Here is a 25335-nt window from a genome sequence, read left to right as displayed (position 1 = left end):
TGAAAAACAGTATTTCATGAAGCTCGGGGCTGTCTAGGAAACCCGGGGCGATTCAACCTGGGTCAGAGCCTGCGCTTCACGCGGCCGGTCAAACCTGGTGATCGCCTGACGGTCAGCGTGGTCGTACGCGAAAAGTACGACGACAAACGCCGGGTATTGCTCGATTGCGAATGCACGAATCAGGACGGCAAGACCGTGCTGAAAGGCGAAGCCGAAGTAATCGCACCAAGCGAGAAAATCCATCGCTCGCGCAGCAACGCACCGTCGGTCACGCTGGGGGGCTTGCCCTTCGCACTGCTCAGCTGAATGCCTTACCAGCCGCGTCGTTCGGCAAAAGCCTGTGCCACGGTACCCAGATCAGTGTGTTCAAGCTCACCACCGACGGGCACGCCGCGCGCGATGCGGCTCACGCGCAGACCACGCGCGCGCAGCATCTCGCCCAGGTAATGCGCGGTTGCCTCACCTTCGTTGGTGAAGTTCGTGGCGAGGATCACTTCCTCCACCAAGCCATCGGTGGCCCTGGCCAGGAGCTGGTCAAGCTGCAGTTCGCGCGGCCCAACGCCATCGAGCGGCGAAATGCGCCCCATGAGCACGTAGTAGAGCCCACGATAGGCTTGTGTGGACTCCATCACGGCGAGATCCGAGGGCATCTCCACCACGCAGAGTTGTGCCGGATCCCGCTGCGGGCTCAGACAACGCTCACAGATCTCGGCTTCGGTGAAGGTATTGCAGCGCGTGCAATGTTTCACCTGCGTCAAGGCATCCGCCAATGTCCGGGCAAGCTTCGCGGCGCCCTCTCGGTCGCGTTGCAGCAGTTGATAGACAATACGCTGTGCGGACTTCGGGCCAACACCCGGCAAGACACGCAAAGCATCGACAAGCTGATCAAGTAAGGAAGCGGGCATGATGTCAAAAAACGAAGCGGCGCCAGGCGCCGCTTGAATACTGGATTCAGAACGGAAGCTTCATGCCAGGTGGCAGCCCCATCCCCGAGGTAAAGCCGGACATTTTCTCGCTCGTCGTTACCTCGACCTTGCCTACGGCATCGTTGAGCGCGGTCACGATCAGATCCTCCAGCATCTCGCGATCATCCATCACGGCATCGCTGATCGCCACACGCTTGACCTTGTGATGACAGTTGATCGTCACCTTCACGGCGCCAGCGCCAGCCGAGCCTTCGACTTCGATCTGCCCCAGCGCCTCCTGCGCCTTCTGCATGTTCGCCTGCATCTGCTGGGCTTGTTTCATCAGACCGGCAAGGCCGCCTTTCATCATGGGTTCTCTCCTGACAAGGGTTTTACGGAAGACTCGACCAGCGTGGCATCGAAACGCTCGACGAGCTCCTGCACAAAGGGATCTGTTTCAAGCGAGGCCACGGCTTCCGCATGCGCCAGACGCCGCGCGGCATCGTCACGCTGCGCCGGCGTTTCGGACTGCACGTCGCCCACTTCGATGGTCACGCGCATGGCTTGTCCAAAATACGCGCTCAGGACCTCTTGCAGCTTGTTTGCGTTCGACGGCATGGCATTCAGGTGACGGTGCGTAGCCGCCAGCCGCAGATGCAGCAGCGTACCGTCCCGCTCCAGCAATTCGCAGTTCTGCGCCAACTCCCGCACCATCCCACCCACACCACAGCCCTGGATGATGCCATGCCAATCCAGCGCCGCTTCCGGTGCCATGACTGCCGCAGGCGCCACGGCAGGCGCTGTCTCTAGGCCGGCGCCGTCTGGTGGCACATGGGAAGATGGCTCCTCGGAGGCGGCAACAGGTGCAGGATCAGGCGCTGCAGGTTCAGGATCAGCCATGTATGGTGGTAGCACCGGCTCAGGTTCTGCCACATGCAGGGCCCTGGCTGCAGCAACCTCAGGTGCTGGTGTGACCACCACCGGCTCCGGCCTGACAGCCTCTGCAGCCGGGGCCGCAGCAATCACCGGCAAGGGGCGCGCAGCGCCCACCACCGCCACGCTTGCCCCCGGCAAAGCCGGTCGGAACGCATGCAGACGCAGCAGCCCCATGGTAAAGCCGGTGTATTCATCCGGCGCTAGCGCAAGCTCGTCTCGGCTATGGATACAGATCTGGTAGGCAAGTTGCAGGAATTCCGGCGTGAATGCTGCCGCATAGGGCAACAGGCGTTCGCGTTCCAGCGGGTCGGCAATCGCCTGCGGCGCGAACTGGGTCAGCGCGACACGGTGCAGCAGCACGGCAAATTCCTGCAATGCTGAATCGAAATTCAGGCTGCGTGCCGCCATGCCATCCGCCACCCCCAGCAACGAGCCGGCATCTTCGCCGTGCAGGGCATCAAGCAAGGCGTACAGGTGATCCTCACCCACCGTGCCCAGCATGTCGCGCACGCCTTGTTCCTCTACCTTGCCGGCGCCGTGCGCAATGGCCTGGTCAAGCAACGACAGCGCATCGCGCATCGACCCGTTCGCCCCCTTGGCAATGTGACGCAACGCACCCGGCTCGAAAGTGACCCCTTCCTGCCCCAGGATGTTCGACAGATGCTCGACAATATGCGTCTGTGGCATCTGTTTGAGGTTGAACTGCAGGCAGCGTGACAGCACGGTCACCGGAATCTTCTGCGGGTCGGTGGTCGCAAGAATGAACTTCATATGCTCGGGCGGCTCTTCGAGCGTCTTTAGCATTGCGTTGAAGGCGTGCCCCGTCAGCATGTGCACTTCGTCGATCATGTAGACCTTGTAGCGCCCCCGGGACGGCGCATAAGCCGCTTTCTCCAGCAAGGCGGCCATGTCGTCCACCCCCCGGTTGGAGGCAGCGTCCATCTCCACATAGTCGACGAACCGCCCCGTATCGATTTCCGTGCACGCTGCGCACTGACCGCACGGTGTGGCGGTAATGCCCTGCTCACAGTTCAGGCTCTTGGCCAGGATGCGCGAGATCGTGGTTTTTCCGACGCCACGCGTGCCTGTGAACAGATAGGCGTGATGCAGTCGACCTGTGCTTAGCGCATGCGTGAGCGCACGCACCACGTGCTCCTGTCCGACCAGGGTCGCAAAACTTCGAGGGCGCCACTTACGGGCCAATACCTGATAGCTCATAGGGAACGATTCTAGCCCGGAAGCCCCCTCCATCCGTGCCTTTTTGGCTCAAGAACGACCTGCAGGTGCTGCCCGATGATCTGCTGGCATGCCATTACGGCATGACCCAGCTTGAAGAAGCGTACTTGGCAATACTCAAAACCTATTGACAGGCTTTGATTTATAAATTGGATCAATTTTTGTGTTTTCAATAGTATTGAAAAATAACAGGAAGAGAGAGATGAACACCCTGGCACAACGGCTGGCCCAGAGGATCGAGGCATTCTGTGCAGCACTATCCACACAAGGCTGGCTGTACACCATCCTCATTCGTCTTTAAATCCTCTTTGGCAGCATCAGCACGAACTCTCGTGCAAGCATCGATTGGCCGGCGCTATCGCAGGGCTTGTCAAGTGCAATTGGCAGCCCCATATGGGGATCATTCAGACTGAAATCAGGCCGGCTTGCCGGTTTTCAAAGGAGGAGAAAAACATGCAGACAAAAGGCCCCCGCCATCCGGTGCGCGCCACCATGCGCATCCTCGGAATCCTGATCTTCTCGTTCGGCAGTCTGCTACTGACGCATGTGGTGAACAGCCATGTCGGCCTGCAATCCCCCAATGACAGCGTTCAGGTCAAACCCGTCTGGCTTCAATCGCCTGTCTATACAGAACGTGGCGTACGCCTGATCGAAACCTGACCAACTCCGGTTTACAAGCAAAAAGGGCTGCGTCCATGGACGCAGCCCTTTTTCGTATTCGAGGCGGCGAGCCTGACCCCCGGCACTTGCAGACAGCGGTTATGGCTGCTTCCTTCCGGACCTGACCAGATTCCCACCTTGCAATGCGAGGAGACCCGCCGCGCAGCATTGTAGCACGGCCCTTCCGGCAAACGCCCGACGCCTGAAGGCCTATTGGACGTTATGCATCGCTCACAAAAGTTCCGATCGTCAAAAAAACTTAACGCTAGATCCTTAGTCTTGCGGGCGCTCTCCGTTCTTCATCCTCAACTCTAAGGATCTGTCATGCGCCCCACGCTGATCGCTGCTGCGGTATTGGCCCTGTCGGTTTCCCTGCCTGCCGCGGCACAGACCATCTACCCTCTCAATCGCGCCGAAATCCTCGCCGGCTCCCGCTTCGACCTGAAGGTCGAATTTCCAGGCTTGGTCGATGCTGCCAAGGTCAGACTGACTCTCAACGGCAAGGATTACACCAGCGTACTCGGACAGCGCGCGGAAATGATTCCGGATGAGACAGGCAAGGGAGAATCCAACCTGATCCTGCGCGATGTCTCCCTGAACAAAGCCGGCCAGTACGTCGTCGAGGCCACCGACGGCAGCAACACGCAGAAAGTCACCTGGAATGTCTATGCCACGCCAGCCAAGGCCCGCGCCAAAAACGTGATTCTGTTCATCGGAGACGGCTTCTCGATTGGCCACCGAACTGCAGCCCGCATCCTCAGCAAGGGAATCGAAGACGGCAAATACAAGAGCAAGCTCGCCATGGACGATATGGACGCCATGGCCCTGCTGACCACGCAAGGCACCGATTCCATCATCACAGATTCAGCCAACGCCGCCAGCGCCTACACCACCGGCCACAAGACCTGTGTAAACGCGCTGGGCGTGTATTGCTCGCGCGCCAAGGGCTCCCTGGAACATCCCAAGGTTGAAACCCTGACCGAGATCGCCAAGCGCCAAGGGCTGGCCGTCGGCGTGGTGACGAACTCCGAGATCGAGGATGCCACACCGGCCTCCATGGTGGCGCACACGCGCAAACGCTCGGATTACAACGATATCGTGAAGATGTTTCACGACAGCAGGATCGACGTGATGATGGGGGGCGGTTCGCCTAATTTCCTGCCCAAGAGCACGCCGGGCTCCAAGCGTAGCGATGAAGACAACTACATCGAGAAATTCCAGTCTTCCGGCTACGCCTTCGCAACGACCAAGGCTGAGATGAACGCAGCGGCCAGCAATGCGAAAACCACCCGGCTGCTGGGCCTCTACAACACCGGCAACATCGATGGTGCGCTGGATCTGAAGTTCCTGAAAAAAGGCAGCGTATCGAAATTCCCCGAGCAGCCGGACGTGGTGGAGGAGATGAACGCCGCGATCAAGATCCTTTCGCGCAACAAGAAAGGATTCGTGCTGATGGTGGAATCCTCGCGCATCGACAAGTACTCGCACTCGATGGACGCCGAGCGGGCCATCTACGACACGATCATGCTGGATAACGCAGTCCGCGCCGCCAAGGACTGGTCCAAGGCCAACGGCAACGACACGCTGATCATGGTCACGGCTGACCACAGCCATGGCGTCAACGTCGTCGGCACCGTGGATGACGAGCAGCCTGGCGATGAAATGCGCAACAAGATCGGTCTCTATGAAGCCGCAGGCTTCCCGAACTATCCTGCGCCGGATGCCGATGGCTACCCGGACAAGGTGGATGTTTCCAAGCGCCTGCGCCTGGTGTTCGCCAACACGCCTGATTTTTACGAGACCTATCGCCCCTACATGGATGGCGAGAATGTGCCGGCAGTCAAGAATGCCGATGGCGCCATCGTGGCCAACGAAAAGTACAAGAGCGTGCCCGGTGCCATCTTCGTCACTGGCAACCTGCCCAACAAGGGCTCACGCGCAGCCAACCAAGGCGTACATACCGGCGACGACGTGATCCTTACCGCCACGGGCCCGGGAGCGGACAAGGTACGCGGTCAGATGGAGAACTCGGATCTGTTCCGCGTGATTGCCGACGCCCTGGCGCTGGGCAAACCTGCGGCAGCCAAGAAGTAAGTCATGCCATTGCCTGTACGGACCGGCGGCACCCGCCGCCGGTTTTTGCTTGCCCTGTCGGCCCTCGCAGCCAGCCCCTTGCTGCGCGCAGCCGAATTGCTGCGCTTTGACGGGCTCTATAAATCCAACACCGTGCTGGGACTCCAGTTCGCGGAGCGCACCCTTGCCCTGAAAGGAGAGACGGTACGACTGCGCGGCTACATGGCGCCACCCTTGAAGCCGGAGAGCAATTTTTTCGTACTTACACGCGAACCAGTGGCGATCTGTCCGTTCTGTTCTTCGGATGCGGAATGGCCGGTGGATATCGTCGTCATCTATGCCAGCAAGACCGTCATCCCCACCAGTTTCTCAGAGCGCATCGAAGTCGAAGGCAAGCTCGAAGTCGGCAGCTACACCGACCCGGTCACAGGCTTCGTAAGCCAGTTGCGCATCCGCGACGCGGTTTTCCACAGGATCACTTGAACGATGCGCGGCACACTCCGGATCTCAGATCTCCGTTTCCGTTTCGACGGACAGGCTGCCGACCTGTTCGCGATCTCCTCACTGCAACTGCCTGCGGGCGCCACGCTCGGCATCCGGGGCGCTTCCGGCGCCGGCAAGACGACCTTGCTGCATTGCCTAGCGGGCATCGCGTCAGCAACCGCCGGCAGCATCCAATGGGCGGGCACCGACATCACGCGCCTGCCCGCCACCGAACTCACGCGTTGGAGGCAAAGACAGCTGGGCCTTGTTTTTCAGGATTTCCACCTCGTCGAAGGACTCTCGGCCCTGGGCAACGTCCTGCTGCCTGCATGCTTCTCGGCCTGGCGCGCTTCGCCAGCCCAGCGCGAACACGCTGCCGCCCTGCTCGATCGTGTCGGCATCACCATTCCCACGCGACGTGCCGAGTTGCTCTCTCGCGGCGAGCGCCAGCGCGTCGCCGTAGCCCGTGCCCTGCTCTTCTCGCCTGCCGTTCTGCTCGCGGACGAACCCACCGCCAGCCTGGATCCTGTTCATCGCGAACGTATCGGCGCACTGCTTGGCGAGCTGGCCCGCGAACACGGCTCGACCCTGATCGTCATCTCGCACGAAGAACACCTGCTCGGCCAGATGCAGCAGGTCATGGAACTCCGCGAAGGCGGCCTTCACGCCTGACCTTGCCAAAGCCCCTGCCATGTTCAATCCATTTCCCGTCGTTCTCGCCGACTATCGCCGCAACCGCCTGCTGGTTGCCACCACGATGGCCCTCGTCGCACTCGCCGTGGCCATGGGCATTGCCGTCATCGCCCAGGAACGCGCATTGCGCCAGGGCAACGCGCGTGCCGCCGATGATTTCGATCTGTTGGTCGGAGCCCCCGGCAGCCCGACCCAACTCGTGCTCACCAGTGTCTATCTCAAGCTGCAATCGATTCCGCTGCTCAGCGGGGAGGTCCTGGAACGAATCAGCCGTACGCGCGGCGTACGCTATGCAGCCCCCATCGCCTTCGGAGACAACTGGCAAGGGCACCCCATTGTCGGCACGATCACCGCCTTCGCCAATCGCGATGGGCATCTGCCGCCCACAGAGGGACGACTGTTCACGCAACGCGGCGAAGCCGTCGTCGGCGCCAGCGTGCCACTTGCACTCGGCACACGGATACAACCCGCGCACGGGCAACAACAGACGCATGACGAAGAAGACGAACAGGACGAGGCTCACGATCACCATCACGCGCTGAGCTACACCGTTGTCGGCCGGCTACCGCCACGCCACAACGCCTGGGATTCCGCCATCCTGGTCCCGGTAGAGGATGTCTGGGCCATTCATGAACTGCCCAGTGGTCACGCAGAGGGAGAAAAACACATCGGCCCGCCCTGGGATGCCACGCAGTTGCCGGGCGTTCCGGCCATCGCGGTGAAGCCTGAGTCGGTGGCTGCGGCCTATGGCCTGCGCGGCCAGTTGCGCACGCATGAGTCGATGGCTCTGTTCCCTGCGGAAGTGCTCAACGAGCTCTACAGCACGTTGGGCAACGTGCGTGACCTCATGTCCCTGCTGGCGCTGACAGCTCAGGTTCTGGTCGTCATCGCCATATTGATGGCTTTACTCACTGGCTTTCTCGCCCGTGCCCGCCAATTCGCAGTACTTCGGGCAATCGGTGCCAGCGCCCGCTACATCTTCATCGTGATCTGGCTGGAGGTCAGCTTGCTTGTTGCTGCAGGCGCCACGCTAGGGTTGGTGCTGGGCTACGGCGCATCCTGGCTGCTGATGCAATGGATTGCCCCGAAAGCGGGCTTCACGATGCCGGTTTCTCTCGGCGAAGAAGAGCTGCGCTTGGTCGCCGCACTGGTTGCTGCCGGACTGCTGATCGCGCTCCTGCCAGGTTGGCTATCGCTGCGCAGATCAATCGCAGAAGGACTCAAAAACTGAAGAATGGCCGTGTCTGAAAACAAAAAAGGCCACGGAATTTCGTGGCCTTTTCAATAAATCTTGGTCGGGGTGAGAGGATTCGAACCTCCGGCCTCTACGTCCCGAACGTAGCGCTCTACCAGGCTAAGCTACACCCCGAAGCACTTGCGCTGGCTAGTAATCCCGCGCAACTGCGAAAGAACATAATTGTAGAAGAGATTCCTTGAAAATGGAAGAGGGAACGTCTGAAAGCGCTGTGATCGCATACTCGGCCTCGCGCTGTGCAAATGCACGTGTAGCCTCCAGTGCGCCAGTACTGCGTACCGTCTCAATCACGGCCTCCAAAGCGTCACGCCCCCCTTCTTCAATGGCGTGACGTATCAGTGCGGCCTGCTCGGGCGAGCCGTGCTGCATCACATGAATGAGTGGCAGCGTCGGTTTGCCTTCGGCAAGATCGTCGCCGATATTCTTGCCAGTCGCCGCCTCATCGCCAGAGTAGTCGAGTACATCATCGACCAACTGGAACGCACAGCCGATATGCCGGCCGAAAGCAGCCAGCTTTTCCTGCCCCGCCTCGTCCAATCCGCCCAGAATCGCGCCAAGCCGCGCGGAGGCTTCGAACAGGGTTGCCGTCTTGTAGTGGATGACCTGCAGATAAGCTTCCACACTGACATCGGCATTGTGCACATTGAGGAGCTGCAGCACTTCGCCTTCGGCAATCACGTTGGTGGCGTCAGCCAGCACCCGCATCACGCGCATGTCCTGCACCCCCACCATCATCTGGAAGGAGCGCGAATAGAGGAAATCCCCCACCAGCACCGCAGCCGCGTTGCCGAACATTGCGTTGGCCGTGCTGCGCCCCCGGCGCAGATCGGATTCATCCACCACGTCATCGTGCAGCAAAGTCGCCGTATGGATGAATTCGACCACGGCGGCCAATTCGTGGTGATGTTTGCCGCGATAACCGAGAGCGTTGGCGACGAACAGCAGCAGTGCAGGCCGCAGACGTTTGCCGCCTGCACTGATGATGTACTCTGCCACCTGGTTGATCAAAACGACTTCTGAAGACAGACGCCTGCGGATGACCTGATCGACCGCTGCCATGTCGGCGGCCACCGGTGCGTAGAGTTGTTCGAGCTGCAAGGCAGTCCCTTAGGGCGTTTGCGGGGAAGTGCGGATGTTAGGCGGCGGCTGCGCGAAGCGTCAAGCCGGACCAAAGAAATCCTTGACTTTCGACCCAAAACCGGCAAAAATTCTGTGTTTTCCCACGCTCTTATTCATTGGAGTCCAACATGTATGCGGTCGTAAAAACCGGTGGCAAGCAGTATCGCGTTGCCACTGGCGAAAAAATCAAGGTAGAACAGATACCGGCAGACGTTGGCACTGAAATCACGCTGGACCAGGTTCTCCTGGTTGGCGAAGGCGAGTCCGTGAAAATCGGCGCGCCGCTGGTTGCTGGTGCAAGTGTCAAGGCCACAGTCCTGGCCCAAGGTCGTCATAAGAAGATCGAGATCTTCAAGATGCGCCGCCGCAAGCACTACCAGAAGCACCAAGGTCACCGTCAGAACTATACCGAGCTTCGCATCGAAGCGATCTCGGCTTGAGCAGGAGCTAATACGCCATGGCACACAAAAAGGCAGGCGGCAGTTCACGTAACGGCCGCGAATCAGAAGCAAAACGACTGGGCGTGAAGCGCTACGGTGGTCAACTGGTTCTCGCTGGCAACATTCTTGTCCGCCAACGTGGCACTGAATACCATCCGGGCGAAAATGTCGGCATGGGTAAGGATCACACCCTGTTCGCGCTGATCGAAGGCCGCGTGCAGTTTTTGGTGAAGGGTCCCCAGCGCCGCCGTACCGTGACGATCGTTCCTGAAGCCCAGGCCTGATCCGGCTTCCGCGACGTTTCCAAAGCCCTGTCGCGTAGCGATGGGGCTTTTTTCATCGCAGGGCCGCCCCAAGATGAAAAAGCCGTCCCCTTTGGGGGGCCAGCTCATCGCGCAGCGATGGGCTGAGGGGCCGTTTTCATTTCCAGCCTGAGAATTCATCATGAAATTTTTCGACGAAGCGCGCATTGATGTCTATGCCGGCGACGGTGGCAACGGCAACGCGTCGTTCCGTCGCGAAAAGTACATCCCGAAGGGTGGCCCCGACGGCGGCGACGGCGGACGCGGCGGCAGCATCTATGCCGTGGCGGATCGCAATCTCAACACCTTGGTCGATTACCGCTATACCCGCACCTTCCGTGCGGAGCACGGGGAAAAAGGCGGCACCACTGATTGTTACGGCAAAGGTGGTGAAGATCTCTTTCTCAAGATGCCGGTCGGCACGGTAATCAAGGACCAGGAGACCGGCGAACTACTCGCCGACCTCAACGAGGACGGCAAGCAGATCCTGATCGCACGTGGCGGCAAGGGCGGCCTGGGTAATCTTCACTTCAAGAGCAGCACCAACCGCGCGCCTCGACAAAAGACCAACGGAGAACCTGGCGAGCATTTCAAGCTGGCGCTGGAGCTCAAGGTCCTGGCGGATGTCGGTCTGCTGGGCATGCCCAACGCTGGCAAGTCCACCTTCATCCGCGCCGTTTCGGCGGCCAAACCCAAGGTGGCTGGCTACCCTTTCACCACCCTGGCACCCAATCTCGGTGTGGTACGTACCAGCGAAGGCCGCAGCTTCGTGATCGCAGACATTCCCGGCCTCATCGAAGGCGCAGCTGAAGGCGCTGGCCTGGGCCACCGCTTCCTGCGCCATCTGCAGCGCACGCGGGTACTGCTGCATCTGGTCGACCTGGCACCTTTCGACCCAGAGGTCGATCCGGTCCGCGAAGCACGCGCCATCGTCGATGAGTTGCGCAAGTATGACGAAAGCCTGCACGCCAAACCCCGCTGGCTGCTGCTCAACAAGATCGACCTGATCCCCGAGGAAGAACGCGAAGAACGCATCCGCGCCTTCCTGAAGGCCTACGGTGAACCTGAACGCTGGTTCGCCATCGCCGGCATCAACGGCGAGGGTTGCCAGCCCCTGATCTTCGCCTTGCAGGATTACATCGACGCCCTGCCCCGCTGGAGCGAAGAGGAAAATCTCGCAGCCATCGCCGGAGGCCCCCCCCGAGGCCTACCCCATCGGTAGCGACGAGGAAAATGATGAAGACGACGATGACGATGATTTCGAAGGGGAGATCATCTACGTTCGCGGCTGATCACAGCCTGAGCATCTGAAGACATCACAAGGGCCGCAAAGCAATCGAATCACTTTGCGGCCCTTCGCGTATGCTTCGCGCCTTCCCAGCAGCCACTTTCCGAATCCGTTTCCTTTATTTCCAGAGTCATCATGCGTACCGCCATCCGTAATGCCCGCCGCCTAGTCATCAAGGTCGGCAGCGCGCTCGTCACCAACAACGGCGCCGGTCTCGATCCGAATGCCATCGGCGACTGGGCCCGCCAGATCGCAGCGTTGCGTGAGCAAGGGCGTGAGGTGGTACTGGTCTCCAGCGGAGCCATCGCCGCCGGCATGCAACGCCTGGGCTGGAAGGAGCGCCCGGCAGAAACACATGCACTGCAGGCCGCCGCCGCTGTCGGTCAGATGAGTCTAGCGCAGGCTTACGAAGGCGCCTTCCACGATTACAGTCTGCACACGGCGCAATTGCTGCTCACTCACGAAGACATGTCTGACCGGCTGCGCTACCTGAACGCCCGCGCCACGCTGTCTACGCTGCTCTCTCTGGGCGTGGTGCCCATCATCAACGAGAACGACACGGTCGTCACCGATGAAATCAAGTTCGGTGACAACGACACCCTGGGCGCGCTGGTGGCCAATCTGATCGAAGCCGATGCGCTGATCATCCTGACCGACCAACAAGGCCTCTACACGGCGGACCCCCGTCGCGACCCGGAAGCCACGCTGATCAGCGAGGGCCAGGCCGAAGACCGCCGCTATGAAGCCATGGCCGGTGGTGCCGGGACCGGCATCTCGCGTGGTGGCATGATCACCAAGATCCGCGCAGCTCAACGTGCGGCGCACAGTGGGGCGCACACCCTGATCGCTTCTGGACGCGAGCAGGATCCGCTCCTGCGCCTGGCCGCCGGGGAAGTCCTCGGTACCCTGCTCTACGCATCCAGCTCGCCGATGGCGGCACGCAAGCAGTGGCTGGCCGATCATCTGCAACTGGCCGGACGCCTGACGCTCGATGCCGGAGCCGTGCGCGCACTGCGCGGTGGCGCCAGCCTGCTGCCTGTGGGCGTGAAGCAGGTTGAAGGCGAATTCACGCGGGGTTCGGCGGTCGCCTGCTGCAACGAACAGGGCGAAGAGATCGCGCGTGGTCTGTCGAACTACAGCAGCTCGGAGGCGCGCCGCATCGCCGGCCATCCATCCAGCGATATCGAATCACTGCTGGGCTATTCGGAAGAGCCTGAACTGATCCATCGCGACAATCTGGTACTACGCTGAAAAACAAAGTGCCAATGGCGCCTGCGGAACTGACCTCAGGCTGCCGGACGGGTATCCTGCGCCAGCACCCAGACCAGCCCCCGGCGCGTCATCTCGGCCTTGATCAAGGCCATGGCGGCTTCGACAGCCGCTACCTCTCCCTTGGCCCCCAGCTCGATATGCCGGGGTTGGGTCACCGTGCCCAGGGAAGGCAGGCTGAAGATGCTCACGCCGTGTTCTGCTTCCAGCGCTTCCATGAAGGGAATCAGATCGCCCTCGCGGGCACCATAGACGATGACCGAGGCTTCCACGCGAGCTTGAGTGTCGTGCAGATCTGCGTACCAGGTATCCAGTATCCAGGCCGCCATCGGCCAGGCCATCTCCGGAAAACCCGGCAGGAAATGATGTCGCCCATAGGCAAAGCCTGGAATGCGGTTGTAGGGGTTGGGAATGATGCGACTACCTGCAGGAAACTCGCCCATGCGCAAGCGCAGAGGGGTGGTTTCATCGCCGAAGCGCTCGCGGATGGCAGCTTCGGCCTCGGGATGCAGCACAAGCGCCACACCTGCTGCCGCAGCCGCGCTCTGCCGGGTGTGATCGTCGGGCGTGGCGCCGATGCCACCGAACGAAAAGACAATGTCGTCACCAGCGAGCGATTCGCGCAGCAAGGCGGTCAGCTGCGCCCTGTCGTCGCCGCAATAGCGCGCCCAGGCCAGTGACAGGCCTCGTGCGGCCAGCAGTTCGATGAGCTTGACCAGATGTTTGTCCTGCCGCCGACCGGACAGAATCTCGTCACCGATGATGATGGCACCGAACGCCATGTTGTTTCTCCTTCAGCCTCCACGCCGCTCGATGCGCAGCGCTTCGAGCAGATAATGCACATAGGCCAGCCCGGTCAGCGCCGGCACCAGCAGATTCAGTATCGGCACGAACCCCAGCACTCCACACCCCAGCCCAAGAAGCCAGAGCGATCCCCGGTGCCTCCGGGGAAGCTCCAACAGTTCCACGGTATCGGCATGGAGCATCAGCGCATCGTAGGCATAACAGCGCTTGTTCAGCCACACCACCAGCAGCAGGGAAAGCAGAATCCCCAGCCCCGGGAGAAACCACAATGGCAGGGTGATCGCCAGCAGCACCAGGAACAGCAGCAATGTCGCCATCGAATTGAGCACGCTGCCGCGCATCGAGCCGCCCTGCCTGCGCACCAGTTCGCCATACTCACGCCCACCGACGTGCTCGAGCATGAAGCCGATGGCAAATGCCGATACCAGGAATGCCGCCGTGACATAGATCAGTGGCAGCGCCATCAGCCACAGCACGAATTGCGCGGCGAGCAGCAGCATGTGCCGGGTGTCGGCGCCCGCATCCAGAATCCAGCGCCCCAGCCAGGGCCAGGCCTCCAGCCCATGCAGCAACCAGCCGGCCAGCGTGGCACCGAAACTAAGCAACAACGTCAACCACAGGGCAACCGACAGCAGGGTCGGCCACAGCATGTGCCACAGGATCACCGGTTGCGTCAGGCTTCGCAGCGCTCTTCCGTACGCTCGCAGGATGGTTTGCACGATTGCTCCGTAGGCGAATCAATGGCTGGCGCGCAGGGCTTCCATCACGGTCTGCCGCAGCACACCCCGGGCACCCAGCCAGCCAACCAAAGCGATACCCAGAGTGCCCAACACCCACGCCAACGCAAAAGCGGGCCATTGCGCGGAATACGGCAGTTCCAGAACGAAGGAAGCCAGCACCTGACCAATCCCCCAGGCCGCGAACACCGCCAGCGCCGAAGCCATTGCCCCCAGCGCCAGAAACTCTGCCGCCAGTGCGAAATGCAGTTGCTTGCGCCGGGCGCCCAGCGAACGCAGTACCGAAAGCTCGTAATGGCGCTCGTCATGCGTTCCCTGTTGCGCCGTCAGCAGCACCATCAGCCCCGCCAACACCGCGAAACCGAACACGAACTGCAACAGGCGGGCCAGCCGCTCGGTCAGCTGCGCTACCTGTGCAAGGATCGCCCCGACGTCTATCACGGTCAGATTCGGATGACTGGCGACCAGTTCTCGTACCATGCCGGCACGTTCAGGCGGCAGATAGAAGCTGGTGATGAAACTGGCCGGCATACCGTCGAGCAAGCCGGGGGCGCCCGTAAAGAAGAAATTCACCTGCATGGAATCCCAGTCCAGCTTGCGCACGCTGCTGACCTTGCCACTCACGCGCTGCCCGGCAATCTCGAAACTCACTTCGTCACCAAGCGCCACTCCCAGACGCTCGCCAATGCCCTGTTCCATCGAGAACTCCGGCACGTGGGCTTCGCCATGCCAGCGGCCGGCGACGATGCATTCGCGCTCGGCAAGATTGCGCGTCCGGGATTCCTCGTAATCCTCGCCATGTACCGGATTGCCGTTGATCGCCGCCAGGCGGCCCCGCACCATGGGCGCCAGCGCCGGGGCCTGCAGCCCGTGTGCGGTGAAGAACTCACGCACCGGGTCGACCTGGTCTGGCTGTACACCGATGAGGAAGCGATTCGGCGCATCCGGCGGCAGACGTGCCTGCCAGCAGATCCCGGCTCACCACGGTCAGTAGCAGGACTGCCGTCAGCCCCAGTGCCAGCGCCACCACCTGCACGGTGCTGCTGGCGCGGCGCCGGGCCAGCGCAGCCAGACCATAGCGCAGCCCCCAGCCGCCGCCGGCATGCCGCAGGCGCCCGAAGAAGCCCAGTGCGGCCCACGCCAGCAATGCAAAGGCTGCCAGCGCGACGACAAATCCCCCGATAACCGCCAATCCAAGTCGCAGATCTGCAGCCACCCACAGCATCACAGCAGCCAATGCCACAGCCCCCGCGCCCCAGGCCAGCACGCCCACCTGCTCCACGCCAGACCATTCACGGCGGATCACCCGGATCGGTGCGACACGGGTCAGGCGCAACAGCTGTGGCATCACGAACCCCAGCAACAACACAAGCCCGAGCACCAGCCCCTGCAGCCAGGGCAGCCAACCGGGCGACGGCAGACTGCTGTGGATGACGCTGCGCGCCACCTCGGTCAGTAGCGCCTGCACGCCATAACCGGCCAGGCAGCCCAGCAGCGATACCACTAGAGCGAATCCGGTAAACGCCAGTGCATAGGCACCCAGCAATTGCCGCCGGCCCGCGCCGAAGCAACGCATCACGGCGCAGCTGTCCAGATGGCGCTGCAGGTAACGGCGTGCAGCCAGACCGATGGCCACAGCGGCAAGCACCACCGCCAGCATTGCCGCCAGCCGCAGGAAGCGCGCCGCCCGATCCAGGCGCTCGCGGATTTCCGGGCGCGCATCATCCACGCTCTCCAGTTCCTGCCCGCGATCGAGCAGCGGCCTAACCCAGTCGCGGAAACGCACCACGACGTCCGGCTCGCCCGCCAGTTGCAAGCGATAACGCACACGACTGCCTTCCTGTACCAAGCGGCTGGCAGGCAGATCCGCCATGTTCATCATCACGCGCGGCATGAAGCTGGAGAAACCCATGCCACGGTCCGGCTCATTGGTGATCAGCGCCGTCACCCGCAAATCCGCATATCCCAGCTGGACCACGTCTCCAATGCCGACGCCCAGCAAAACGAGCAAAGGCTCGTCCAGCCAGACCTCTCCGGGCGCTGGCACATCCTTCGCTGGAAGAGATGCCTCTCCGGGCGCCTTGGCGATTTCGACGACGCCGCGCAAGGGATAGCCGGCCTCCACCACCTTCAGTGCCACCATTTCTGCGGCAGCATCCGTGCTCGCCATGCTGCGGAACTGAAGCACCTGCGCCGTGCGCAGCCCGTCGCCATGGGCACGCTCGATCCATTCTGCGGGCAATGGCGTATCGGCAGACACCAGCAGATCGCCGCCCAGTAGCTGGGCCGCGTCGCGGACGATGCCCTGCTCCACCCGGTTGGTCAGAAAGGCAATGCTGCTCAGCGCGGCAACCGCCACAAACAGGGCAAGCCCCAGCAGATGCAGTTCGCCGGCACGCAGATCGCGGCGCAGCAGTCGGAACGAAAATCCAGGCAAGGACATGGGCAGGATCCAGCAGGCACAGGTGAGGCAGACAGAAGGATAGCCGGATTGGTTCATCGTGACGGCCACACATGTCGCCCAACCCGCCACCGCGCGCTAAAATGCGCGATTCGCTCCATTTCCAGCCGAGTCACATCCATGTCGTCCATGCAGGAAAAATACGATCACCTCGCCACCGAACACGGCGCCCAGGAATTCTGGGCGCGCACAGCCGCCTTCAAGGCCGTCGAAGACGCTACCAAGCCCAAGTACTACTGCCTGTCGATGTTCCCCTACCCCTCGGGCAAGCTGCACATGGGCCACGTGCGCAACTACACCATCGGCGACGTGCTCACCCGCTTCCACAAGATGCGTGGCTACAACGTGATGCAGCCCATGGGCTGGGACGCCTTCGGCCTGCCGGCGGAAAACGCGGCAATCGCCAACAAGGTGCCACCCGCGAAGTGGACCTACGACAACATCGAATACATGAAGGGCCAGCTCAAGTCGCTGGGTTTCGCCATCGACTGGGATCGCGAACTCGCCACCTGCAAGCCCGACTACTACAAGTGGAACCAGTGGCTGTTCCTGCGCATGCTAGAAAAGGGCATTGCCTACAAAAAAACGCAGGTGGTGAACTGGGATCCGGTAGACCAGACCGTACTGGCTAACGAACAGGTGATCGACGGTCGCGGCTGGCGCACTGGCGCGGTGGTCGAGAAGCGTGAAATCCCCGGTTACTACCTGGCGATCACCCAGTACGCCGAAGAACTGCTCGACGATCTGGATACCCTGGAGAACTGGCCCGAGCGCGTACGCCTGATGCAGGCGAACTGGATCGGCAAGAGCACCGGCGTGCGCTTCGCCTTCCCGCACGCAATCAAGGGGGAGGACGGCCAGCTCATCAATGAGGGCAAACTGTGGGTATTCACTACCCGGGCAGACACCATCATGGGCGTCACCTTCTGCGCCGTCGCTGCCGAGCACCCGCTGGCCACGCACGCAGCCCGGAACAACCCCGAACTCGCAGCCTTCATCCAGAAGTGCAAGAGCGGCTCCGTCATGGAAGCCGACATGGCGACCATGGAAAAGGAAGGCCTACCGACGGGCCTTTTCGTCACCCATCCGCTGACCGGCGAACAGGTCGAAGTGTGGGTCGGCAACTATGTACTGATGAGCTATGGCGATGGTGCCGTAATGGCCGTGCCGGCGCATGACGAACGCGACTTCCATTTCGCGCAGAAATACCGCTTGCCCATCAAGCAGGTCGTCGCCGTTGGCGAACAAGTCTTTTCCGCCGATGCCTGGCAGGAATGGTATGGCTCCAAGGAAGGCCATTGCATCCATTCCGGCAAGTACGATGGCCTTGGCTATGCCCATGCCGTGGACGCCGTAGCCGCCGACCTCAAGGCCCGGGACCTGGGCGACAAGAAACTGCAATGGCGCCTGCGTGACTGGGGCATCTCCCGTCAACGCTACTGGGGTTGCCCGATCCCGGTCATCCACTGCGATGAATGCGGCACGGTACCGGTGCCCGACGATCAGTTGCCGGTGGTACTGCCCGAGGATTGCGTACCGGATGGCTCTGGTAACCCATTGAACCGCCGCCCCGAATTCCTGAACTGCTCGTGCCCCAGGTGCGGCAAGCCCGCGCGCCGCGAGACGGATACGATGGACACCTTCGTGGATTCGAGCTGGTACTACGCCCGCTTCGCCACGCCCGGCAGCGATGGCGCCATGGTCGATGAGCGCGTGAATTACTGGCTGCCGGTCGATCAATACATCGGCGGTATCGAGCACGCCATCCTGCACCTGCTCTATTCGCGTTTCTGGACCAAGGTGATGGGTGACCTGGGCCTGGTGAGCTATCGCGAACCCTTCCAGCGTCTGCTGACCCAGGGCATGGTACTGAACCATCTGTTCTCGCGCCGCAGCGACAAGACCGGCATCGAGTGGTTCGCGCCGGAAGAAGTCCAGCTGATCAAGGATGAATCCGGCCGCGTTACCGGTGCTACGGCTGTGCGCGATGGCGAACCGGTCGATTACGGTGGCTACGGCACCATGTCGAAATCCAAACGCAACGGTGTCGACCCCAACGCCATGATCGAACAGTACGGCGCCGACACCTGCCGTTTCTTCATGATGTTCACCGCGCCGCCCGAGCAGACACTGGAATGGTCGGATGCAGGTATCGAAGGCTCTTACCGCTTCCTCAAGCGCGTGTGGGCCTTCGGCAACGTCTTCGCCAGCCAGATCAAGCCGCTGTTGCCGGCCACGCGGGCGCTGGCTTCGACCAAGCTGCCGGAAGATCTCGCCACCCTGCGCCGCGACACCCATCTGCTGCTCAAGCAGGCCAACTATGACCTTGGCAAGCAGCAGTTCAATACGGTCGCCTCGGCGACGATGAAGATGATGAACGCGCTGGAAAAGGCCCCCCGCGACTCCGCGCTGGCCGCCGAAGTGATCGAAGAGGCATTCGGCATCCTGCTGCGCGTGCTCTCACCGATCACGCCGCATATCACCCATCATCTGTGGGCCACGTTGGGCTATGGTGCGGACATCCTCTCGGCACAATGGCCCGAGCCACTGGACGCCGCTCTGGTGCAGGATGAGATCGAACTGGTATTACAGGTGCTGGGCAAGACGCGGGGCTCGGTGAAGGTCCCGGCCACTGCCGACAAGAGCACCATCGAAGCACTGGCAGTCGCCTCCGAAACCGCGCAGAAATTCATGGACGGCAAACCGGCGAAGAAGATCATCGTCGTGCCGGGCCGGCTCGTGAATATCGTTGTGTAACTCAGGACGCAGCCCGGATGAAAGCTACAGGCCCGAATCCGGACTGCAACCCAAGCATTCTTGTCCGGGGAAAACCCATGCTTCGTCGTGCCTTCATCGCAGCCACACTTCTCTCCCTGCTCGCAGCCTGTGGCTTCCAGCTACGGGGTGCTCAGACCCTGCCCTTCGGCAACATCTATCTCGCGATGAATCAGTACGAGGATTTCACCGCGGCGCTCAAGCGCGCCATCGAAAGCACCGGTAACGCCCACGTGGTATCGAAAGCCGAAGAAGCGGATGCCATCCTCCAGCTCGTAGCCAATGACAAGGAAAAACACATCCTGTCACTGAACTCATCGGGGTCGGTGCGTGAATACCAGTTGCGCCAGCGTTTCGCCTACCGTGTGGTGGACCGCAAAGGACTGGAACTCGCGCCTTACAGCGAGATTTACGTCTATCGCGACGTGAGCTTTTCCGAAGGTCTCGAACTCGCCAAGGCGCAGGAAGACTCGCTGCTTTACGCCGACATGCAGAACGACGTGCTGCAACAATTGTTGCGGCGCCTCTCCCGCGTGCATCCGAAATAAATCCCTTCCATGTACCCGGTTGCCGAACAGCTTCGACGCCTGTGGGTGCATGACAAGGCGCTCAGCAGCCTGAAAGTTACCATCGCCCTGCTCTGTGTGATCTGGGCAAGCGTGGCCTGGCAGCACCATGAATGGTTGATCGGTCTGATCCTGGGTGTAATTGCCGCAGCGCTCGCCGAGACCGATGATCGCCCGATCGGCCGCCTGCGTGCCATCTGCGCCATGCTCGCGAGCTTTGCGGTCGTCGCCTTCAGCGTGCAATGGCTGTTCCCCTGGCCCTGGCTTTTCGTATGCGGGCTGGCGCTCTCCAGTTTCAGCTTTGTAATGCTGGGGGCACTGGGCGAACGTTATGCCACGCTCTCGATCGCCTCGCTGATCCTGGCGATCTACACTATGCTCGGCCTGAGCCAGCACCACAGCCAGGGGCTGCCTTTCTGGCACGAGCCGGCATTGCTGCTCAGCGGGGCCACTCTATACAGTGCGATCTCGTTGCTCGGAGCATTGTTCTTCTCACAGCGAACGCCGCGTCAGAGCACGGCCCGGGTGTTTTTGGCACTGGCGCATTACCTGCGTCTGAAAGCTGCCCTGTTGTCACCGCAACCCGGGCACGACACGGCAGCGCAGCGGTTGCAACTAGCCGAGCACAATGCCCGCCTGGTCGGACGCATGAACCAGGCGCGCCAGATCCTGATCGCCTGGCAGCAGGGAGGGCGTGTAAGCGCGGAAACCATGCGGCTGCTCAAGTGGTATTTCGCAGCACAAGGCATCCACGAACGAGCCAGCTCCGCCCATCATCCGTATGCCGAGTTGACCACAGCCTTCGCCCGTAGCGACGTGTTGTTCCGCTGTGAGCATCTGCTACGAGTGCAGGCGGATTATTGCGAGCTGCTTGCCGGAGCCATCGTTCAGGGAGAGTTTGCGCCGGCCCCGCAGGGCAGCGCTGCAGCCCTGGAGCAACTGAGAAAAAGCCTTGACTATCTGGGCTACAACGCGGTCCCGATGGCGACCGAATTGCGCGAAGCGCTGGATGACATCGGGCGCAACCTTGCACGCATCGATGCCGAGCTGCAGCAATTGGCCAACCCCTTCGCGCCTGACGAACATGTCGACCGCATGCTGCGTGATGCCAATCCACGCAGCATGCGCGAAATGCTGCTGCGCGTGCGTCTGCAGTTCTCCCCAGCCAGCAGCCGTTTCCGCCACGGTCTGCGCCTCGCTCTGGCACTTTCGGCCGGCTATGGCCTGATCCACATACTGGATCTGCCTCAGGGTTACTGGGTCCTACTGACCACGGTTTTCGTCTGCCAGCCGCAATACAGCAGTACCTGGCGACGCCTGGGAGAACGCGTCAGCGGTACCCTGCTGGGGCTGTTGATCGCCAGCGCATTCATCGCCGCCTTTGCGCATCCGGCCGCACAACTTTCGTTGTTGGTGGTTGCAGGCGTGGCCTTCTTTGCCTTCCGCGCCGAGCGCTATCTGCTTGCCACGGCCAGCATCACGGTGCTGGTCATGCTGTGCTTCAACCAGTTTGGCGGTAGCTATGCATTGGTCCTGCCGCGCCTGCTCGATACCATCCTCGGGTCATTGATTGCAGGGGTCGCCGTCGCGCTGGTACTGCCGGATTGGCAAGGCAAACGCCTGCACCGCGCCATGGCCGGCAGTCTGCGCGCCAGTGCGCGCTACCTGGGCGAGATACTTCGGCAGTACAGTCAGGGCAAGCGCGACGATCTGGCCTACCGCATCGCCCGGCGCGATGCCCACAATGCGGATGCTGAGCTTTCCAGCACACTGGCGGCCATGTTGGGGGAACCGGAACGTTTCCGCGCCCACGCGCGCCAAGCCTATCTGTTCCTGGCGGAGAGTCACTCATTGCTGGGTTACATCTCGGCACTGGGAGCACATCGCGAACAGCTCACGGCCTGGCAGCATCAAGCTTGCATTGACGCACTTGCCACCGCCATCCAACAGGATCTGATACAGCTGGCCACAGCGCTGGAACAGGGCACCATGCCTGATGAGAGCCCCTCCATCGACATGCCGATTCCGGGCGACGCCCAAGGCGCGGAACGTCGTCTGTTGCGTCAGCTCAGCCTGATTCGGCAGCAACTCCCGGCAATCAGGGCCAGAATCGGGGTACGCAATGACGCCGCCCCAGTGCAAGAACGCCTGCAATTGCCGCGCTGATCCCGCAGCATAAGTACGCCACGAGCGCGCAACCCGCGCTAGACTGGAGCGATACGCAATGCTGCGCCGGCAGATGGAGTTCATCTATGACCATCATCGCAGTCGTCAACGGCAAGGGTGGATGCGGGAAATCGACACTCGCAACGCATGTGGCCAGCCACCTCGCATCGCTCGGCGAAGAAGTGATGCTCGGCGATGTAGACCGCCAGCAATCATCCCGCCTGTGGCTGGCACTACGTCCGCCGACCAGACCTCGCATTCATGGCTGGAGCGTGGACGAAAAGAATTTCGCCCGCCCCCCTGCCGGCATGCGACATGTCGTTCTGGATACGCCCGGGGGTTTCCACGGCTTCGGACTGATGAAGATCAGCAGCAATGCACACGGCATCATCATCCCGGTAACAGCAGGGCTATTCGACAAGGCCGCCGCACGCGAGAGTATTCAGGAGCTACGCTCAATGCCGCGTATCGCCAGTGGTCGCTGTCGCTTGGCCTGCATCGGCATGCGTATCGATGCGCGCACCAGCCAGGCGGAATCATTACGCGCCTGGGCGAGCGAAATGGGGCTTCCCTGCCTGGGAGCCATCCGCAGTGCCGTTGCCTACAATCGCTGCCTGGAAAGCGGCCTGTCCCTGTTCGATCTTCCATCCGAGCGCTTCGAGGCTCAACTCGGTGACTGGCATCAACTGGTCGACTGGCTTGCCCAGCTACGTGCTGCCGAAGCACCGCCCCCCGGCAGTCTTTTGCCGACACCCCAACGTTCTGAAACATTGCTTCGTCATGTCTGATACCCTCCCCCCGCTCCCCGTTCTGGAACCTGGCCGTTACCGGCATTTCAAGGGAGGAGAATACGAAGTCGTCGGTATCGCCCGCTGCAGCGAAACGCTACAATCATTGGTCCTCTATAGACCGTTGTACAACGACACGGGGCTGTGGGCGCGCCCTTGGCAGATGTTCTTCGAAACCATCGAAGTCGATGGCGCGCAGCAAGCTCGCTTTTCTCGACTCTGAAAAAAAGCCCCGCAAACGCGATTCAACTGGCGCGATCGCTACCGTCGTCAGTACGCGCAGCGGTGCGCTCCAAGGGCAGACCGGCAATGCGGCGAAGGCGTTCGAACTCTTGCAGTACCTTGCCCGAGTAGAACATCGCCGGATCTCCGCTCGCCCCGCCATAACGCTGTAGGGCGGCCTCCAGATTCCCTTCGGTACGCAGGTACTCACGCAGGATCAAAGCACCGACACGGATGTTCTCTGCGGGATCGAACAAGGCGGCAGCCCCGAGATCGGACGCTATCTTGTCCGGATGATAGCGGGGGACAATCTGCATCAGTCCCTGAGCGCCGACCACACTCTCGGCATAAGGATTGAAGCTGGACTCCACCGTGATCACGGCAAGGATCAGCAGAGGATCGATATTCTGCATACTGCCTTCACGCTTTGCCGCAGTGATCAGCGAATTCACCACGATCGGGGAAATTCTGAAACGCCTGCCGACAGCGGACGCAACCTTGCTGTAGGCATCAGGCACCTTGACCAGATCCTGTTCGTGATACAGCACATCCACCGCCAGAGGCTCTTCGTCGGCAAGTGGAGCACTCAGGCTGAGGAAATGGCGCGGATTCAGTCCTTCGCTACCATGCGCAGACCACTGGTACCCCAGCAGGGCAAGCACCAGAACGCCTGTCATTAACAGGCCGCCGTGCGCAAAGTGGATACAAAAAGTGAGGACGTGGCGCATACCGCGCCACAGACCGGTGATGTGATTCATATCGAATCTCCTCTCGGACGTTTCCATGCATCCACGAGCCATCCACGACAGGATCGAATCGAGGGAAACCGGAAAAGAACCAGGCGAGAGTTCCGAAGCCCGTGCTTGGAACACGCACGCCTGCGCGACGACGACAATGCCTTCTGGCATTGCGGATCTGCGACGCTACGCCGCACTCCAGCGCGGAGTACTCGCAGCGAGAAAATCGGTCATCTGGACATCAGGAACAGATTTGACATGTTTTACACTGCGCCCCAAACCTATTTTACGGACAGGAAACACAACATGTCGTCTTACAGATGATGCGCAGTCTATTGATTTGGTTAGGGTTTGTCAATCAGGCAGCAAACCCAGACACAGCAAGGAAATGACAAAACAATAACCCTGAAAGCCTTGCCAATCCTGGCATTGAGGCCTTGCGTAAAAAACGCATGCCAGCAATTTTGCCGGCATGCGCCAGATCAAATCCTGCGTTCAGGGCCTGGAACCGCTGGGAAACGGCCAGTTGGCACGAGGATTCAGTGAAGATTTGATTCCCGGAGTTGCCGAGGTTGAGGGTTTGGCTGCTTGAATCGCCCCCGGTTCACTAGACACTTCGAAGCCTTAAGCTGGCAACCAAGTGGAGGTGTCTATGAGTAGCAAGCGATACACGGAAGAGTTCAAGATTGAAGCGGTCAAGCAAGTGACCGATCGCGGACATAGCGTTGCGGACGTTGCCGGGCGACTGGATGTGAGCATTTACAGTCTGTACGCATGGATCAAGCGCTACAGCCTGACGCCGCAGGAGCGTCAAACGCAGGATAGCCAAGAGGACGAGTTACGTCGGCTACGAGCCGAGCTCAAGCGGGTAACCGAGGAGCGCGACATCCTAAAAAAGGCCACAGCGTACTTTGCCAAGCAGTCCGGGTAAGGTACGCCTTCATCGAAGCGCATCAGAACGTCTGGCCAATCCGACGCATGTGCAAGGTCATGCGGGTCCATCCGAGTGGGTACTACGCCTGGCAAGCCCAGCCGCTGTCTGCACGTGCCCTGGAAGATCAGCGCATTGAAGGCCTGATCAAGCAGTGCTGGCTGGAAAGTGGTGCCGTGTATGGTTACCGTAAGATCACGCATGACCTGCGCGATCTGGGCGAATCCTGCGGCAAGCATCGTGTTGCTCGGCTGATGCGCCAGATCGGCCTCAAGTCCCTGACGGGCTATGGGCGTCGGCCGGGCCGCTACGGGGGGGCTGTCCTGCCAACGTGTCACCGAACCATCTTCAGCGCGAGTTCGACGTGAGCGAACCGAACAAGGTCTGGGTGACTGACATTACGTACATCCGCACGCATGAGGGCTGGCTGTTTCTGGCGGCAGTCCTGGATCTGTTCTCGCGACAGGTCGTGGGCTGGTCGATGAGTGC

Annotated in this window: 23 protein-coding genes, 1 tRNA gene, 1 other RNA gene and 2 pseudogenes; 16 read left to right on the top strand and 11 right to left on the bottom strand. The window is 61.1% G+C overall.

All coding sequences use genetic code 11. From position 1 onward, the window contains the following. Positions 1-51: 51 nt before the first annotated feature. Positions 52-306 (top strand): annotated as a pseudogene (locus tag BGI27_RS14280) (hypothetical protein); the annotation flags it as partial. Between the two features lie 5 nt (positions 307-311). On the opposite strand, the gene recR reads toward BGI27_RS14280, so the two are convergent. From recR to dnaX, 3 genes are read right to left on the bottom strand one after another with little or no spacing between them, the layout of a single operon-like run. Further along, positions 312-905 (bottom strand): recombination mediator RecR, encoded by a 594-nt coding sequence (recR, locus tag BGI27_RS14275; protein WP_170943054.1) that lies wholly within the window; start codon positions 903-905, stop codon positions 312-314. 46 nt (positions 906-951) lie between these two features. Further along, entirely contained in the window at positions 952-1275 is a 324-nt protein-coding gene (locus BGI27_RS14270; protein WP_095525508.1) for a YbaB/EbfC family nucleoid-associated protein, read from the bottom strand. Further along, positions 1272-3059, bottom strand: a complete 1788-nt coding sequence (gene dnaX, locus BGI27_RS14265; RefSeq protein ID WP_095525507.1) for a DNA polymerase III subunit gamma/tau — start codon at positions 3057-3059, stop codon at positions 1272-1274. The genes BGI27_RS14270 and dnaX overlap by 4 nt, the downstream gene beginning before the upstream one ends. A 471-nt stretch (positions 3060-3530) precedes the next feature. Between dnaX and BGI27_RS14260 the strand changes: the two genes are divergently transcribed. Next, on the top strand, positions 3531-3737 hold the full coding sequence (locus tag BGI27_RS14260) for a hypothetical protein (protein ID WP_095525506.1): 207 nt from the start codon (positions 3531-3533) through the stop codon (positions 3735-3737). A gap of 62 nt (positions 3738-3799) precedes the next feature. Here BGI27_RS14260 and ffs read toward each other — a convergent pair. Then, positions 3800-3897: signal recognition particle sRNA small type (gene ffs, locus BGI27_RS14255), an RNA gene on the bottom strand. Positions 3898-4061: 164 nt separating this feature from the next. Between ffs and BGI27_RS14250 the strand changes: the two genes are divergently transcribed. From BGI27_RS14250 to BGI27_RS14235, 4 genes are read left to right on the top strand one after another with little or no spacing between them, the layout of a single operon-like run. Continuing rightward, positions 4062-5831: an alkaline phosphatase gene (locus BGI27_RS14250; protein WP_095525505.1), complete on the top strand. Its 1770-nt coding sequence runs from the start codon at positions 4062-4064 to the stop codon at positions 5829-5831. Between the two features lie 3 nt (positions 5832-5834). After that, positions 5835-6293: a hypothetical protein gene (locus tag BGI27_RS14245; protein WP_095525504.1), complete on the top strand. Its 459-nt coding sequence runs from the start codon at positions 5835-5837 to the stop codon at positions 6291-6293. A gap of 3 nt (positions 6294-6296) precedes the next feature. Then, positions 6297-6965 (top strand): ABC transporter ATP-binding protein, encoded by a 669-nt coding sequence (locus BGI27_RS14240; RefSeq protein ID WP_095525503.1) that lies wholly within the window; start codon positions 6297-6299, stop codon positions 6963-6965. A 19-nt stretch (positions 6966-6984) separates the two neighbouring features. Further along, entirely contained in the window at positions 6985-8217 is a 1233-nt protein-coding gene (locus tag BGI27_RS14235; RefSeq protein WP_095525502.1) for an ABC transporter permease, read from the top strand. Between the two features lie 61 nt (positions 8218-8278). Here the strand turns inward: BGI27_RS14235 and BGI27_RS14230 are convergent. Next, positions 8279-8355 (bottom strand) — tRNA-Pro (locus BGI27_RS14230). A 15-nt stretch (positions 8356-8370) separates the two neighbouring features. After that, complete coding sequence (ispB, locus tag BGI27_RS14225; protein WP_095525501.1) at positions 8371-9339, bottom strand: octaprenyl diphosphate synthase; 969 nt, start codon at positions 9337-9339, stop codon at positions 8371-8373. A 149-nt stretch (positions 9340-9488) separates the two neighbouring features. Between ispB and rplU the strand changes: the two genes are divergently transcribed. The 4 genes from rplU (at position 9489) to proB (ending at position 12641) form a co-directional block, all read left to right on the top strand. Then, the gene (gene rplU / locus BGI27_RS14220) at positions 9489-9800 is read left to right on the top strand and encodes a 50S ribosomal protein L21 (RefSeq protein WP_095525500.1); all 312 of its coding nucleotides are present in this window, start codon (positions 9489-9491) and stop codon (positions 9798-9800) included. Between the two features lie 17 nt (positions 9801-9817). Further along, positions 9818-10084, top strand: a complete 267-nt coding sequence (rpmA, locus tag BGI27_RS14215; RefSeq protein ID WP_095525499.1) for a 50S ribosomal protein L27 — start codon at positions 9818-9820, stop codon at positions 10082-10084. 160 nt (positions 10085-10244) lie between these two features. Further along, positions 10245-11324: an Obg family GTPase CgtA gene (cgtA, locus tag BGI27_RS14210; RefSeq protein ID WP_095525498.1), complete on the top strand. Its 1080-nt coding sequence runs from the start codon at positions 10245-10247 to the stop codon at positions 11322-11324. A 201-nt stretch (positions 11325-11525) separates the two neighbouring features. Next, positions 11526-12641 (top strand): glutamate 5-kinase, encoded by a 1116-nt coding sequence (gene proB / locus BGI27_RS14205; RefSeq protein ID WP_095525497.1) that lies wholly within the window; start codon positions 11526-11528, stop codon positions 12639-12641. Between the two features lie 35 nt (positions 12642-12676). Here proB and BGI27_RS14200 read toward each other — a convergent pair whose 3' ends face one another. From BGI27_RS14200 to BGI27_RS18705, 4 genes are read right to left on the bottom strand one after another with little or no spacing between them, the layout of a single operon-like run. Continuing rightward, on the bottom strand, positions 12677-13441 hold the full coding sequence (locus tag BGI27_RS14200; RefSeq protein WP_095525496.1) for a competence/damage-inducible protein A: 765 nt from the start codon (positions 13439-13441) through the stop codon (positions 12677-12679). Positions 13442-13453: 12 nt separating this feature from the next. Beyond that, entirely contained in the window at positions 13454-14182 is a 729-nt protein-coding gene (locus BGI27_RS14195; protein WP_095530377.1) for an EI24 domain-containing protein, read from the bottom strand. A gap of 18 nt (positions 14183-14200) precedes the next feature. Next, positions 14201-15094 carry an ABC transporter permease gene (locus BGI27_RS18710; protein ID WP_317984300.1) on the bottom strand — a complete coding sequence of 298 codons (894 nt, stop codon included), beginning with the start codon at positions 15092-15094 and terminating at the stop codon, positions 14201-14203. Beyond that, entirely contained in the window at positions 15087-16643 is a 1557-nt protein-coding gene (locus BGI27_RS18705) for an ABC transporter permease (protein WP_317984299.1), read from the bottom strand. The genes BGI27_RS18710 and BGI27_RS18705 overlap by 8 nt, the downstream gene beginning before the upstream one ends. A gap of 147 nt (positions 16644-16790) precedes the next feature. Here BGI27_RS18705 and leuS point away from each other — a divergent pair, with 147 nt between their 5' ends. The 5 genes from leuS (at position 16791) to BGI27_RS14165 (ending at position 23179) form a co-directional block, all read left to right on the top strand. Next, positions 16791-19418 (top strand): leucine--tRNA ligase, encoded by a 2628-nt coding sequence (gene leuS / locus BGI27_RS14185; RefSeq protein ID WP_095525494.1) that lies wholly within the window; start codon positions 16791-16793, stop codon positions 19416-19418. A 77-nt stretch (positions 19419-19495) separates the two neighbouring features. After that, a complete protein-coding gene (locus tag BGI27_RS14180; protein ID WP_095525493.1) occupies positions 19496-19984 on the top strand; it encodes an LPS-assembly lipoprotein LptE in 489 nt (162 codons plus the stop codon). 9 nt (positions 19985-19993) lie between these two features. Further along, positions 19994-22168: a YccS family putative transporter gene (gene yccS, locus BGI27_RS14175; RefSeq protein WP_095525492.1), complete on the top strand. Its 2175-nt coding sequence runs from the start codon at positions 19994-19996 to the stop codon at positions 22166-22168. 86 nt (positions 22169-22254) lie between these two features. Beyond that, the gene (locus tag BGI27_RS14170) at positions 22255-22956 is read left to right on the top strand and encodes a ParA family protein (protein ID WP_095525491.1); all 702 of its coding nucleotides are present in this window, start codon (positions 22255-22257) and stop codon (positions 22954-22956) included. Beyond that, the gene (locus tag BGI27_RS14165) at positions 22949-23179 is read left to right on the top strand and encodes a DUF1653 domain-containing protein (protein ID WP_095525490.1); all 231 of its coding nucleotides are present in this window, start codon (positions 22949-22951) and stop codon (positions 23177-23179) included. The genes BGI27_RS14170 and BGI27_RS14165 overlap by 8 nt, the downstream gene beginning before the upstream one ends. Positions 23180-23201: 22 nt before the next feature. Here BGI27_RS14165 and BGI27_RS14160 read toward each other — a convergent pair whose 3' ends face one another. After that, the gene (locus tag BGI27_RS14160) at positions 23202-24086 is read right to left on the bottom strand and encodes a lytic transglycosylase domain-containing protein (protein ID WP_095525489.1); all 885 of its coding nucleotides are present in this window, start codon (positions 24084-24086) and stop codon (positions 23202-23204) included. Positions 24087-24567: 481 nt separating this feature from the next. On the opposite strand from BGI27_RS14160, the pseudogene BGI27_RS14155 reads away from it, so the two are divergent. Continuing rightward, positions 24568-25335: pseudogene (locus BGI27_RS14155) on the top strand (IS3 family transposase); the annotation flags it as partial.

The organism is Candidatus Dactylopiibacterium carminicum, assembly GCF_014736495.1.
Lineage (GTDB): Bacteria > Pseudomonadota > Gammaproteobacteria > Burkholderiales > Rhodocyclaceae > Uliginosibacterium > Uliginosibacterium carminicum.
This window is presented reverse-complemented; position numbering and strand designations above follow the sequence as displayed.